This is a genomic window from Desulfitobacterium sp. THU1 (assembly GCF_038181555.1).
Lineage (GTDB): Bacteria > Bacillota > Desulfitobacteriia > Desulfitobacteriales > Desulfitobacteriaceae > Desulfitobacterium.
Genome location: NZ_JBBWUA010000008.1, coordinates 112334 through 126289, shown reverse-complemented (window position 1 = coordinate 126289; position 13956 = coordinate 112334). Strand labels below are relative to the sequence as shown.

At 53.8% G+C, this 13956-nt stretch carries 17 protein-coding genes; 16 read left to right on the top strand and 1 reads right to left on the bottom strand.

All coding sequences use genetic code 11. The features are described from left to right. Positions 1–249 precede the first annotated feature (249 nt). The 4 genes from AAC978_RS09115 to AAC978_RS09100 all read left to right on the top strand — a co-directional run bounded on the left by AAC978_RS09115 (position 250) and on the right by AAC978_RS09100 (position 2497). Positions 250–1119 carry a helix-turn-helix transcriptional regulator gene (locus tag AAC978_RS09115; RefSeq protein ID WP_326521133.1) on the top strand — a complete coding sequence of 290 codons (870 nt, stop codon included), beginning with the start codon at positions 250–252 and terminating at the stop codon, positions 1117–1119. A gap of 66 nt (positions 1120–1185) precedes the next feature. Beyond that, positions 1186–1626 (top strand): GyrI-like domain-containing protein, encoded by a 441-nt coding sequence (locus AAC978_RS09110; protein WP_018213989.1) that lies wholly within the window; start codon positions 1186–1188, stop codon positions 1624–1626. A gap of 13 nt (positions 1627–1639) precedes the next feature. Then, positions 1640–2029, top strand: coding sequence for a VOC family protein (locus tag AAC978_RS09105; RefSeq protein WP_018213988.1), 390 nt, complete (start codon positions 1640–1642; stop codon positions 2027–2029). 48 nt (positions 2030–2077) lie between these two features. After that, positions 2078–2497, top strand: coding sequence for a pyridoxamine 5'-phosphate oxidase family protein (locus tag AAC978_RS09100; RefSeq protein ID WP_018213987.1), 420 nt, complete (start codon positions 2078–2080; stop codon positions 2495–2497). A gap of 158 nt (positions 2498–2655) precedes the next feature. On the opposite strand, the gene AAC978_RS09095 is transcribed toward AAC978_RS09100, so the two are convergent. Beyond that, on the bottom strand, positions 2656–2823 hold the full coding sequence (locus AAC978_RS09095; protein ID WP_018213986.1) for a hypothetical protein: 168 nt from the start codon (positions 2821–2823) through the stop codon (positions 2656–2658). A gap of 200 nt (positions 2824–3023) precedes the next feature. On the opposite strand from AAC978_RS09095, the gene AAC978_RS09090 reads away from it, so the two are divergent. The 12 genes from AAC978_RS09090 to AAC978_RS09035 all read left to right on the top strand — a co-directional run bounded on the left by AAC978_RS09090 (position 3024) and on the right by AAC978_RS09035 (position 13635). Then, positions 3024–3929: a conjugal transfer protein TrbL family protein gene (locus AAC978_RS09090; RefSeq protein ID WP_018213985.1), complete on the top strand. Its 906-nt coding sequence runs from the start codon at positions 3024–3026 to the stop codon at positions 3927–3929. Positions 3930–3948: 19 nt separating this feature from the next. Next, a complete protein-coding gene (locus AAC978_RS09085) occupies positions 3949–4332 on the top strand; it encodes a DUF7768 domain-containing protein (RefSeq protein ID WP_341547723.1) in 384 nt (127 codons plus the stop codon). Continuing rightward, a complete protein-coding gene (locus tag AAC978_RS09080; protein WP_074432651.1) occupies positions 4332–6728 on the top strand; it encodes a DNA cytosine methyltransferase in 2397 nt (798 codons plus the stop codon). Before AAC978_RS09085 ends, AAC978_RS09080 begins: the two co-directional genes overlap by 1 nt. Beyond that, complete coding sequence (locus tag AAC978_RS09075) at positions 6704–6961, top strand: hypothetical protein (protein ID WP_018213977.1); 258 nt, start codon at positions 6704–6706, stop codon at positions 6959–6961. Before AAC978_RS09080 ends, AAC978_RS09075 begins: the two co-directional genes overlap by 25 nt. Beyond that, positions 6949–7551 (top strand): hypothetical protein, encoded by a 603-nt coding sequence (locus AAC978_RS09070; protein WP_018213976.1) that lies wholly within the window; start codon positions 6949–6951, stop codon positions 7549–7551. The genes AAC978_RS09075 and AAC978_RS09070 overlap by 13 nt, the downstream gene beginning before the upstream one ends. A gap of 61 nt (positions 7552–7612) precedes the next feature. Next, the gene (locus AAC978_RS09065) at positions 7613–9376 is read left to right on the top strand and encodes a helicase HerA domain-containing protein (protein ID WP_207729943.1); all 1764 of its coding nucleotides are present in this window, start codon (positions 7613–7615) and stop codon (positions 9374–9376) included. 1 nt (position 9377) lies between these two features. Beyond that, on the top strand, positions 9378–9875 hold the full coding sequence (locus AAC978_RS09060; RefSeq protein WP_026184154.1) for a hypothetical protein: 498 nt from the start codon (positions 9378–9380) through the stop codon (positions 9873–9875). 13 nt (positions 9876–9888) lie between these two features. After that, on the top strand, positions 9889–10926 hold the full coding sequence (locus AAC978_RS09055; RefSeq protein ID WP_341547722.1) for an amidoligase family protein: 1038 nt from the start codon (positions 9889–9891) through the stop codon (positions 10924–10926). Between the two features lie 12 nt (positions 10927–10938). Beyond that, positions 10939–11442 (top strand): gamma-glutamylcyclotransferase family protein, encoded by a 504-nt coding sequence (locus AAC978_RS09050; RefSeq protein ID WP_341547721.1) that lies wholly within the window; start codon positions 10939–10941, stop codon positions 11440–11442. Positions 11443–11446: 4 nt separating this feature from the next. Continuing rightward, positions 11447–12955 (top strand): peptidoglycan DD-metalloendopeptidase family protein, encoded by a 1509-nt coding sequence (locus tag AAC978_RS09045; RefSeq protein WP_018213971.1) that lies wholly within the window; start codon positions 11447–11449, stop codon positions 12953–12955. Between the two features lie 24 nt (positions 12956–12979). Continuing rightward, positions 12980–13354 carry a DUF3846 domain-containing protein gene (locus tag AAC978_RS09040; protein WP_018213970.1) on the top strand — a complete coding sequence of 125 codons (375 nt, stop codon included), beginning with the start codon at positions 12980–12982 and terminating at the stop codon, positions 13352–13354. A gap of 14 nt (positions 13355–13368) precedes the next feature. Continuing rightward, complete coding sequence (locus AAC978_RS09035; RefSeq protein ID WP_018213969.1) at positions 13369–13635, top strand: DUF6103 family protein; 267 nt, start codon at positions 13369–13371, stop codon at positions 13633–13635. The last annotated feature ends 321 nt before the right edge of the window (positions 13636–13956 follow it).

The window sequence follows — 13956 nt, the reverse complement described above, 5'->3', positions numbered from 1 at the left end:
CAGATATATAAAGTGAGTTTACCATAGTAAAGCGGAACTTTCAATTAAACAAATATGAACAATGGAAAGGACACAGATACTATGAAAAAGTCCGTTCGCCATCCTTTTGCAAGGATACTCTGGACGATTTTGGGGATGTAGTGGAACAAATAATGTTTCGTTGCTTTAATATGTCTTGTAGATGTCATATTATCATCTTATAATAAAAGCAGTAGAGGTGATAATATGCAGATTAACAGGCTATTCGAAATGGTTTATCTATTGCTGAACAAAAAAAGTATGACCGCCGGGGAGCTCGCAACACACTTTGAGGTTTCACCCCGCACGATTTACCGGGATGTAGAGCTTCTATCCTCGGCGGGAATACCCATTTATATGACCAAGGGCAAGGGTGGTGGAATTTCACTGCTCCCTGACTTCGTTCTCAATAAAACTGTCCTGACCGATGGCGAAAAGTCAGATATTCTCGCTGCACTTCACGCAGTAGATGCGGTCAACTTGGAGCAAACCAATACTGCGGTGCAAAAGCTGTCCTCCCTATTTGGAAACACCAGCGCCGATTGGGTTGAAGTTGATTTCTCCGGCTGGGCAAACGCCGATGAGGAAGCGCAGCTGTTCAGCCTGCTGAAAAGCGCCATTCTCGGAAAGAAAAAAGTGGCGTTTCAGTATCACAGCAGTGAGGGCAGCACGCAGCGCACAGCAGAACCCATGAAACTCTGCTTTAAGGGACAGAGCTGGTATCTTTATGCTTTCTGCACAGTGCGTCAAGATTATCGGTTTTTCAAACTGCGGCGCATGAAAGAATTGAAGCTGCTTGACGAGCGCTTTGAACGCACTGCCTCCGCGAAGATATTTGAAGGCACAAAAATATTTCAAGATGATTTCGTGACAATCACACTGAAGCTGTCAAAGAAAATGGCGTATCGTGTCTATGATGAATTTTCACAATACAAAACGCTTCCCAGCGGTGATTTCATTGCGACGCTCACCATGCCCAGAGGCGATTGGGTCTATCAATATCTTGCGACCTTTGGTGAGGATTGTGAGATCATAGAACCGGAGGATATCCGCCTGCAAATCAAGGATAAGCTGCAAAAAACACTGGCACAATATTTATAATATGACACGCTGCTGTCAATTGGTCTTTGCTATGATGATAGTATCAAAGACAAGGAGGACGATCAAATGAACTACGAAGTTGTGCATTTAGAGGAAAAGATTATTGTTGGGGTAAGTGCTGCGACCAGCAACAGCGACCCTGAAATGGGGAAAATCATTGGCGGGCTTTGGGAGAAGTTATACCAAGGCGGCATCAATGCCGTGATAAAAAACAAGGTAAACGAGTACGCCATTGGGCTGTATTCCGATTATACGGCCGATGGGTACTGTGTAACAGCGGGTAATGAGGTTTCCAAGGCAGAAAATCCTGAACTGACCGTAAAAACAATCCCTGCCGGAAAATACGCAAAATTCTCTGTGCATGGGCATATGGAAAAGGCCGTCTCTGACTCATGGGGAGAGATTTGGCAGACGGATTTAGACCGCAGCTTTACAGGCGATTTCGAGGAATACCGAAATGCCGACCCGGAAAACTGTGATATTGATATCTACATTGCTCTGAAGTAAGGGGGGGAAACGTATGAAATTAGAAGGCTTCGGAATTTTCGTGAAAGATATGCCGACTATGGTGCGTTTTTACCGTGATGTTCTTGGGTTTGAAATCAAGGAGGAAGAAGATTCCAGCAATGTCTATCTGGTGAAAGATGGCACTTTGTTTTTACTTTATCGCAGAACAGATTTTGAGCAGATGGCAAAAAGGTCGTTTTCTTATGCGAATGGCATCCATGGCCATTATGAAATTGCGATGGGTGTAGAAAACTATGCCGCAGTAGATGATACCTTTAAGCGGGTTGTGTCAAACGGTGCCGTGCCGGTCTTAGAACCTACAACAGAGCCGTGGGGACAGCGGACTTGCTATGTTGCAGATCCAGAGGGCAACTTAATTGAAATTGGTTCCTTTACCAAATAAGCAGCTACACAATTGCCTATGCCTAAAAAGAAGGAGACGAAATAACAAATGGATTATAGAAAAGAATTTGAGCGCATGATGCAAACACAAACAGCCATGGCGCTGGCTACAGCGGCAGACGGAGCGCCCAATGTACGCATCGTCAATTTTTATTATGATGCAGAGACGAAAGCCCTGTATTTCTCCACCTTTAGCGACAACCAAAAGGTTGCGGAGTTTGAGAAAAATCCTCATGCTGCATTCACAACGATTCCGGAAAGTGGAGAAGAACACGTTCGGGTCAGGAATGGGATTGTTCGGAAAAGCTCTGTTTCGGTGGAAGCCATCAAGGATCAGTTTCTATTGAAGCTGCCGGAATACATTATGAGCATCCCTGATGTACTTCCTGCGCTTATCCTGTTCGAAATCACCTTTGACCAAGCGGATGTGGTCATTGACTTTGAACACATGGAAACGATTGCGGTATAGTCTGAAACCCCTGTCGGCAGCGAGTTGCAACTATTCTCCAAGGCGCACTGTGAATGAACCCACGGTGTGCCTTTTTTATTTCCCCCAAAAGACGTTTGCAGCAGCAAAACAAGGAGGGCGGCAGAACCGCTCTCCTTGCTTTTTGTAAACGGGCTATGCTATTTATCGTTGCCGTCGGGCTCTGAATCTCTTTTGAGTTCCACAATAACGCCGTCATCACCGGAGATAAAAAGCTCCTCCGTCTTTTGCTGCGCACGCTGAAGCAGCGAGATGGCATCCGTCACATCGTTAAACAGCGAATCATACATTTTTTTGTAATCTGCCACACAATAGACCTCCTTTTCCTTATTTCGGCGGCCACCGTTGTGTGGTATTGAAGCTCTGACCGGACGGATTGTCAAGTCGTTTCTGAAGTTTTCTAAATGTTAGCACCCTGTCAGAAATCCGTTCAGACAGATATGCAGGCACACCGCATTTTATTGCATGGTGTGCCTTTTTTATTTCCACAGAAAGGGGTGAGAATCCAATGTTCATATGGGACTTTGTCCTTGGAACCGTGATGGATCAGATCATCGAATGGCTCTACGGACAGGTGGTCGGTTTTCTGGCCGATTTTTTTGCACAGATGGGAAATATGGGCGTGGAGCTGTTCGAAATGAGCTGGGTGCAGTCCATCGTCCTGTTTTTTTCCTATCTGGCTTGGGCGCTGTATGGAACCGGGCTGGTGGTGTCGGCGTTTGAAACCGGCATCGAGTACCAGCACGGCCGGGGCAGCATCAAGGACACCGCCTTAAACGCCATTAAGGGCTTTATGGCGGTGTCCCTTTTTACCATCGTGCCGGTGGAGCTGTTCAAGCTCTCGGTCAATCTCCAGAGCAGCCTCACGGCGGGGATCACCGGCTATGGAACCAGCTTTGGCGACCTTGCCGGGAACATCATTTCCGAGCTTGGCAGCTCACCGGATATGGTTGGCGCCATGGGCTCCGGCGTGTTCGGAGGGCTGGCTGTCATTACAAGCCCCATCCTGCTGCTCTTTATGATCATCATGATGGGGTACGCGGTCATTAAGGTGTTCTTTGCCAACCTGAAGCGCGGCGGCATCCTGCTCATACAGATTGCCGTGGGCAGCCTGTATATGTTTTCCGTTCCCCGCGGCTACATCGACGGTTTTACACAGTGGTGCAAGCAGATCATCGGTCTGTGCCTCACCACATTTTTGCAGGCAACCATCCTTGCGGCGGGGCTTATGGTGCTGCGAACCCACGCTCTGCTGGGGCTTGGTCTGATGCTGGCCGCAGGAGAAGTACCGCGAATTGCCGGAGCCTTCGGGCTGGATACCAGTACAAAGGCCAACGTGATGAGCGCCGTGTATACCGCACAGGCTGCCGTCAACACCACCCGCACCATCGTACAGGCGGTAGCGCCGAAATAAGCACAGAAAGGAAAAGCCTATGAAATTAATCTATGTGGCGTCCCCTTATGCCGGGGACATCGAACAGAACACCGCATTTGCCAGGAAAGCGTGCCGCCATGTGATGAACGAGGGGCACGCTTTTTTTGCGCCCCATCTGTTATATCCGCAGCTCCTTGATGATTCCAATCCGCAGGAGCGTCAGGCGGGTCTGGATATGGGACTTGCCATGCTGCCCCGCTGTGACGAGTTGTGGTGCTACGGCGACCGCATCTCCTATGGAATGCACCTTGAAATCGAGGAAGCGGTCAGAATCGGAATCCCGGTTCGCCGGGTGATGGAACAGGAAAACGGCTTTGCCATCGGCAGAGCCAAAGGCACCGAACCGGCCGAAGCTCCCCAGCAGGCGATGAGGAGGGCCTGATGATGACGATGGGGAGCCTCTTCGATGGGATCGGAGGTTTTCCATTGGCGGCTATCCGCAACGGTATCACTCCCGTATGGGCCAGTGAAATCGAAGCCTTTCCCATTGAAGTGACGAAAATCCGATTCCCCGAAATGCTCCATGTCGGGGATATTACAAAGCTGGACGGAGCGAAATTGCCGCCTGTGGACGTCATTTGCGGCGGCAGCCCGTGTCAAGATTTATCGGTCGCTGGCCAGCGCCGGGGCTTGGCGGGTGAGCGTTCCGGCCTGTTTATGGAGCAGACACGCATTGCGAAGGAGATGAGAAAATCCGATGAGCAACGAAACGTACCAGCTCACCTTGTTCGACCTCGATACCTCGTTTGGGAGAATGTCCCCGGAGCCTTCAGCTCCGCAGAGGGGGAGGACTTCCGGGCGGTCATTGAGGAGATCGTCCGCATTAAGTACAGTGCCTGTGATGTGCCTCGACCTGAGTCCGGGCGCTGGGAATCTGCTGGGGCTGTCCTTTTGGGAAATGAATTCAGCCTGGCTTGGAGAGTCATGGACGCTCAATTCTGGGGAGTCGCCCAGCGCCGCCGTCGCATCTTCCTTGTCGCAGATTTTGGAGGCACGACCGCACCCGAAATACTATTTAAGCAAGACAGCCTGTTTGGGGATATTGCGCAGAGCGGAGGCCCGCGGCAAGGAGCTGCCGCCCCAGCTCAGGGACGCACTGATGATACAGGCGGGGCTTGCCTGACCCCATGGGATGTACAGAGCCGCCGCATTTTTGAAGAAACCGGAACATGGCCCGCCCTCTATAGTGGTGAAGGCGGTGGGCACGGATATATTCAGACAGAAGAAAGAATACCCATTGCTTTCGCCGCCAACCAACGTGATGAAGTGCGGGATTTGCACGATATTGCAGGGGCAGTACAGGCTCAGCCGGGGATGAAACAGCAGACCTTTGTGGCAGAACCGCTGTTGTGCTTAAACGATCAGGGCGGCGAACGGATGGATGTCACCGAGGATGTGGCGTCCACGCTGCGCGCCGGTATGGGCGGGCATCCTCCCCTTGTATCTCAGCCAAACTGTCTGAACGGCTGGGATACCCAGCAAAGCCGTGTGTTCACGCCGGAGGGTGTGGCGCCGACTCTTGCCGGTGCGGACGGCGGCGGGGGAAGAAACCCGGCAGGGCTTCTGTTTGCGGCAGGCGTTGTCAGCAAGGGTGACGGCGACTGCTTTCTCTCACCGGAGGTACACACCTCTATTACCGGCGGCGGTGGGCAGGCCGGACAGGGCTATCCCTGTGTGCTTACCGCGGGCTTCTGCGGAAATGCCAGCGCCGATGCGAGAGGAATCGGCTATCAGGCGGAGTGCTCACCCACCATTAAAACCGGCACGGCCCCATCGGTACTGTGCCTCAACGATCAGGGCGGCAGTCAGATGCACTGTACCGAGGATATCACCGGCACCCTCCGCGCACAGGAGCATGGACACCAGCCGCTGGTGTTTGACAACCACGCACAAGATTCCCGCTTTACCGGACCGGTGGATGTGTCGCAGACAGTATCCGCAGGCTTCGGGCAGGGCGGGAACAATCAGCCGCTGGTCATGGCGACCCAGCAGGGCGGCGCTGAAATTGGCGAGGGCATCTGCCCGACCATTACGGCAAGTGCCGGGATGAGTGGCAATAATCAGCCAGTATTATTTGAAAATCACGGCATTGACAGCCGCTACACCGGCCCCCATGCAGTAGCGCCCACCATGTCCGCCCGGATGGGAACAGGCGGCAATAATGTTCCGCTGGTGGGCAGTGCCGTTGCCTTTTCGCTGGATTCCAAGGAATCCAACAGCATGAAATCAGCAAATCCCCATTCGGGATGCCGGGAAACGGAGGTTGCCAGAACCATTGACACAACCAGCCCCGATCCCAGCAAGAACCAAGGCGGCATTGCTATTTTGCAGGAAACCATCTGCATTGCCGGAAACACCATCGACCGGGAGCCGGAAAACGGCGGCAACGGCCTCGGCTGTCAGCCGGACATCAGCTACACCATTACAACCAGCGACCGGCACGCAGTGTGTGAGCCATACCAAGAGGTGGTGGGCGCGCTTTGCCGTGGAGATGAGAAAGGCATCGGCAGCCAGTATGTCAGTCAGAACAAATGCATTGTGGAAAGGCGCAACCTCATCCGCAGGCTTACCCCTCTGGAATGTGAACGGCTCCAAGGTTTTCCCGATGGCTGGACGCTAATTCCGGGGGCATCTGACAGCGCCCGGTATAAAGCTCTTGGAAATAGTGTGGCGATACCCTGCGTGGACTTTGTCCTCCGAGGCATCGCTTATTTTTTACGAAAAATCTATGAGGAACAGGAGGGATCACCCCGATGTACATCTACCCCGACAACTTAAAATCAAAGGCGACCCTGTGGCTGTGGGATCTGCGGGACATCGGAATCATCGGCATCGAATGCCTGATTTCTGTCTTTGCCCTCTCCCGGCTGGGCTGGCTGCCGCCCATTGTTCTGACGGCGGTCTATGCCTTTTTATCCATCCGCTTCGAGGATGTGAGCATCCTTGACTTTATCCGCTACGCCGTCGCTTTCTTCTTTGGCAAGCAGCAGACCTACGAATGGAGGGGATGAATATGAACAGAAAAAAGAAACAGGAGGCCAGAGAAAAAGCCTCCACCCGCCAGCTCATGGGCATTGATGGCATCACCGCCCACAGCCTTGTAACGCCCCACGGTGAGCTGGTGTTTTTTATGATTAAACCGACCAATATCAGTGTTTTGTCTGAGAGCAGCGTGGGGGCAAGAATCTACGCTCTTATGAATGTTCTCAAGGGCATTGCTGAAATTGAAATGCTGTGCCTGAACAGCCGGGAAAACTTCGAGGACAATAAGAGTTATCTCAAAGCAAGAATGGATGCCGAGCAGAATCCTGTCATCCGAAAACTGCTGGCACAGGATCAGACCGCCCTTGACCGTATGCAGGTGCAGATGGCAACGGCAAGGGAATTTCTAATCATCATCCGGCTGAGAAATGAAAAGGAACGCGATGTTCAGCCCTACCTCTCCCGCATCGAAAAGAGCCTTAAGGATCAGGGCTTCACGGTGCGCAAGGCGGGTGAATCGGACATCAAGCGCCTGCTGGGTGTCTATTATGAGCAGAATGTCACAACGGAACAATACGAGGATTATGACGGAGAAAGGTGGGTGATTTTCGGTGAGTAAAAACAGAAAAAGAGAAAAATCAGTGCCGCAGGAGGATGCAAAAATCAAGGATTTCCTTGACATGATCGCTCCGGGCATCATCAAATTCAACACCGACCACTTCATATGCGGCAACACCTACCGCTGTGTGTGGGTGCTGCGGGAATATCCCACAGCTACCGAGGAACAGGCCATCCTGCGCCACCTCGGAGAAAAGGACGGCGTGACCCTGCGCATCTACACCCGTCAGGTAACGGCGGCCGAGGAAAAGAAGATCATCCACAATGCCGCCAACAAAAATCGCATGGATAAGAGCAGTACCAACGATCTCCAGCAGACCGTCACCGCCGAAAGCAATCTGCAGGATGTAGTGACGCTGGTCTCCTCCATGCACCGGAATCGGGAGCCGCTTCTGCACTGCGCTGTTTTTATCGAGCTGACCGCTCACGATTCCGATGCGCTGAAGCTGCTCCAGACCGATGTGCTCACCGAGCTGGTGCGCTCCAAGCTCAATGTGGACCGGCTCATGCTGCGCCAGCGGGAGGGTTTTCTCGCCGTAGGCCCCGCTGGCTGGAATGTGTTCGCCAGCCAGTTTGAACGGGTGCTGCCCGCAAGCTCCGTGGCAAACCTCTATCCTTTCAACTACAGCGGTAAGACCGACCCTCACGGCTTTTACCTCGGCAGGGATAAGTTCGGCTCCAATATCATTGCGGATTTTGACAAGCGCGACGATGACAAAACCAACGCCAATGTCCTGATACTCGGTAACTCCGGCCAAGGCAAGAGCTACCTGTTAAAGCTCATTCTCTGCAATATCCTCGAATCGGGCAAGTCGGTTCTGTGCCTTGATCCAGAGCACGAATATGTGGAGCTGGCGGAAAACCTCGGCGGCTGTTTCATTGATCTCATGTCGGGCCGGTACCGGATCAACCCGCTGGAGCCGAAAACATGGGACGAGGGCGGCAGCCCGGAGGACACCGACGCGCCCCAGGCGTTCCGCCAGTCCACCAAGCTCAGTCAGCACATCAGCTTTCTCAAGGATTTCTTCCGGTGCTACAAAGATTTTTCCGACCGCCACATTGACGCCATTGAAATCATGCTGGGCAAGCTGTACGAACAGTTCGGAATCAGCGACCGCACCGATTTCAAGAGCCTTGCCGCCACGGACTACCCCATTTTGTCCGACCTCTATGCCCTGATTGAAGCCGAGTACAAGGGCTACGACAAAACCAAATACCAGCTCTACCCGCCGGAGCTTTTGCAGGAAATCCTGCTGGGGCTTCACTCCATGTGCATGGGCGCGGAAAGTCAGTTTTTCAACGGCCACACCAACGTAACCTCCGACCGCTTTATTGTGTTCGGAGTAAAAGGCTTGCTCCAGGCCAGTCGGAACGTGAAAAACGCCCTGCTGTTCAATGTTCTGTCCTTCATGAGCGACAAGCTTCTGACCGAGGGGAACACCGCCGCCTCCATTGACGAGTTGTATCTGTTCCTCACGAACCTGACAGCCATTGAATACATCCGCAATTTCATGAAGCGTGTGCGCAAGAAGGAATCGGCGGTTATTCTTTCGTCACAGAACTTGGAGGACTTCAATATTGAGCACATCCGCGAATTGACCAAGCCGCTGTTTTCCATTCCGTCTCATGCGTTTCTGTTCAACGCAGGCAACATCGACAAGCGGTTCTATATCGACTCCCTCCAGCTGGAAGAAAGCGAATACAACCTGATCCGCTTTCCCCAGCGCGGTGTCTGCCTCTACAAATGCGGCATTGAGCGGTATAACCTCGCGGTTCACGCTCCGGCATATAAGGAGAAATTGTTCGGAACGGCGGGCGGCAGATAACATGGAAAGGAGAAAAATCATGAACAGACTGCAACAGCAGAAAGAAAACAAATCAGGACTCCTCGAAGATATGCTGTCCTTCATCCGCTACACACCCAATCGGGAGGCGGATCTTTTAGCGTTTATGGAGAAATACCAGAAAGCGGATTGCGACGAGCGCCCCGCCATTTTGGAGCAGCTCCGGTGCTGCATGGATGGCAAGGAATACCCCGATCCCTACGCCGGGAGCTACCACTATACCCCGGAGGATGTGTCTGTCATGGGGCAGATTCTGGATGACTACATTGACGACCTCACCTTGGCGCAGGGTGATCCCGCCGCCGTTTCAGAGTGTGTGCGGGATACGGTGCTGAAAATCAATGCGCTCAACGAGGAATGCGGGCGGTATCTCATTGATACCTGGCGCAGGGAACGGCTGTGCGGCTTCATCAACTCTGCGGCGGAGCTGGCGGGGCTGTCTCAGGAAAAAGACCTGACCCTGCAGCACAGGATATGGTAAAGGCGGTGAGTAAATGGAGATACAGGGTCAGGATTTCGGGATTGAAATTGAAATGACCGGGCTTACCAGAAGCCGCGCTGCCGAGGTCATTGCCGAATATTTCGGCACCACAAAAGAATATGAGGGCAGCTTCTATGACACCTATTTCGCAAGGGATACCACTGGACGCAAATGGAAGGTCATGAGTGACGGAAGTCTGGACTGCCAGCGGAAGGAGGGGCGCAGGAAGGTCAGCGCCGACCGGAACTACAGTGTGGAGCTGGTCAGCCCCATCTGCCAGTACGGGGATATCGAAACGGTGCAGGAGCTGATCCGCAAGCTCCGGGAGGCCGGGGCATTTGTGAATTCCTCCTGCGGCATTCACATTCACATCAACGCCGCACCCTTTGACGCACCCCATCTGCGGAATTTGGTCAACATCATGGCGGCCAAGGAGGATATGATTTACAAGGCGCTGAAGGTTTCGCGGGGGCGGGAAAGCCACTACTGCCGGAAGATTGACCCCTCTTTTTTAGAGCGGCTCAACCGGCAGAAGCCCGCCACCCTCGACCGGCTCAAAAGCCTCTGGTACAACGGCAGGGACGGCAGCCGGGAGCATTATCACGACAGCCGCTACCACTGCCTGAATCTGCACAGCGTGTTCCAGAAGGGCACGGTGGAGTTCCGGGCGTTCAACGGAGATTTACACGCCGGAAAAATCAAGGCATACATCCAATTCTGTCTTGCCATGACCGCACAGGCACTCAATCAGCGGTCGGCAAGCCCTACCAAAACGCAGTCCAGCAACGAAAAATACACCTTTCGTGTCTGGCTTCTGCGCCTTGGTATGATCGGGGACGAGTTTAAAACCGCCCGCCAGCATCTGCTGGATCATCTGGAAGGCTGCATCGCGTGGAAAGACCCGGCACAAGCGGAGCGGCAAAAGGAACGGCTGCGGGAGAAACGTGAGGCGGAGCGTCAGCAGACACAGGCTCCCCCGGAAGAAGCGGTACCGGAACCCATTATGGAAGCGGAGGATGAACAGTCCCCCGCTTTTACTATGTCCATGTAGAAGGGAGATCGTATGAAAAACAAGCTGTATATTGCCTACGGCAGCAATCTCAATCTGCCGCAGATGGCGCACCGGTGCCCATCCGCCAAGGTGGTGGGGGCATCCGAAATCAAGGATTATGCCCTTGTGTTCCGGGGCGGCCGAAACGGAGCCGTTGCCACCATTGAGCCCTGCGAGGGTTCCTCCGTCCCTGTTTTGCTGTGGAAGATCACGCCGAAGGATGAAGCGGCGCTGGATGTTTATGAGGGCTTTCCCCGGTTCTATGACAAGGAACTGATGGAACTGCCACTGGATGGACAGTCGGTGTCCGCCATGGTCTATGTGATGACGCCGGGGCATCGCTTGGGGTATCCCTCGGACTATTACTACAACACCATCCGTGAGGGCTACAAAACCGCGGGCTTTGACACCGCTGTTCTGGAGCAGGCGGTGGACTATACCGAGCAGCTCATGGCAAGTGAGCCGGAGCCGGAACAGCAGAGTCTATTCGGCTTTGGCGGTCTGAAATGGTGGTGACGGCATGGCAGATCCCGCAACCATCGCAGCTGTTGTAAAAGCCGCCGCTACCGCGCTCTCGGATGAACGCACCCGGAAAACCATCTGCTGGATCATTGCCGCCGTCCTGTCCCCGCTGATTTTGGTCGTCGTGCTGGTCTGCTCCTTGCTTTCCGGCACCACAAACCACAACAACACCGCCGTGGAGCTGTGCTTTCACGGCGGTGTCATTCCGGCGAGTATGCCTGCGGAGTACCGGGAATACATCGGGGATATGCGCCAGAGCTTCACCCTCATAGACAATGCCATCGATAACGTGAACGCAGAGATGGAGGACGGCGACAGCCTTGACAATTACCGGGTCAAGGCAATTTTTTATTCTCTGTTCTTCGGCGCAGCGTCCCCCTCCCGACTGGAACACCGGCGCTATGTGGACTGCTTTGTGACGTATGAGGAACGCACCCGCACCGTGGAGAACGGCGACGGCACCACCTCGGAAGAAACCTATACCGTAGCCGTACCCATCACCTCTCTGCCCGCTGTCTACAACAACATCCGCGCGCTGTTCGGCAGAGCCGTCACTTATGAGGATCAGGCCAACGCCAATGAAATCTATTACCGCGCCCGATATGGCACCGGCGCGCCCATGGAAGATGACAATTCCGGGCTGTGGGAGGACTGGACGCCGGATCAGATGGACGGTTTTTATTCCGATTTGCCTGTCGGAGAAGCGGGTGCACAGGCTGTCCGGCTGGGGCTTTCCCGCCTTGGAGACCCGTATTCGCAGGAGCTTCGAGGACAGGGCAGCTACACCGACTGCAGCTATCTTGTACAGTGGGTGTACAAAAAGCTGGGGGTAAATCTGCCTGGCACGGCTGCGGCGCAGGGCAAATACTGCGTGGACAACGGGCTGACGATTCCAAAATCCAGCCTTGCTCCCGGAGATTTGGTGTTCTGGAGCCACAAGCCCAACGACCGCTTCATGAACATTACCCACGTTGGCATCTACGCCGGGGACGGCAAGGTGGTGGACGCATCCTCCTCGAAAGGACAGGTCGTCTACCGGGATTTGTTCGATTCCGGCAAGCAGGTGCTGTACGCAAGACCCTACGCGGAAGCGCCGGAAGCCTCCGCCTCCGGCTTGATTTCTCCGCTGGGTAAGAACTGGCGCTCCATGGTGACCTCTGAATTCGGCGGCAGGACGGACCCGCTCACCGGCGAGTGGGCGGGGCATTCCGGTATTGATCTCGGCGCATCGAAAGGCACCTCCATCCGTGCGGCACAGGCGGGAACAGTGAAAACCGTAGTCTATGGCAGCACCGGCTACGGCTATTATCTCACCATTGACCACGGCGGCGGGCTGGTCACCTTATACGGTCACTGCTCTGAGATTCTCGTCCGTGAGGGGCAAACCGTGAAAGCCGGGGAAACCGTTGCCAAGGTGGGTTCCACCGGGCGCAGCACCGGAAACCATCTGCACTTTGAGGTGCGGGTGAACGGTGTGAAGCAAAATCCGAGAAATTATCTACCATAAATTTAAGAAGGAAGGGCTGATTTTATGCGTGAGAACAAGATTAAGGTACTCAAAATTGAGCCGGGGCAGGCGCCCCATGTCAAGGAAATTCAAAATGACCTTGCCAGCCTGCAGGCGGAGGTGGGCGGCCTGATTGAATGCATCAGCTTTCCCAACGGCTGCGTTGCCGTCTGCAATGAGGAAGGCAAAATAAACGGAATGCCGCCCAACAGGCGGCTGGGCGCGGACATTATCTGCGGTCCGTTTTTTGTCTGCGACACCACCTATGACGGCAACTTTACCTCGCTCGGCAAGAGTAAGGTCGCGGAATACAGCCAGCTTTTTGCTGACATTCCCGAATTCACCGGGCAGGAACCGGAGCTGGAACCCGGCTTCACCTTTATGGGATTTCGATTTTAAGGAGGACACTCAGCATGAAAAAAGAAAGCATTACCGTGCAAATGGACGGCGAAAAGCTCCGTGCGGTGAAACGCTACATGGAGAAAAAGGATGCGGATCTCACACAGGAGCTCTGCGATTCCTTGCAGAAGCTCTATGAAAAATACGTTCCGTCTTCCGTCCGGGAATATATTGACGAGGGCTGCGAGGATGCTCCCGCCACCGCTTCGCCCAAAAAGCAAAAAGAAAAAGAGAAATCTGCTCCTGCCGCTGATGGCACACAGGACAGGGCGGCACATTAAGGCGCATGCCCGTCCCCCAGCGTTGCCCCCTGTTCGCCCCTGTGTGCCGCTTTGACAGGCGGTGTGGCATCCATGCACCCATCCCACTCTAAACGGCAACGTGAGGGCTTTGTGCGAGCGTTGGGAAAAGGCTCTCTGCACCCCAAATCCAGCAGTCTCCACGGTCGAAAAAAGAGCAGGAGAAAGCGAGGTGCTGTAAACGCCCCTCGCGGTCACAGCGGACGGCAGTGCCGCCCGCACTCTACGGAAATACAAAGGCTTTTCAGGACTCTGCAACGATTGCTTCGGAATTTCAAAAGGTGCTGTAAATGGGGATTTTGG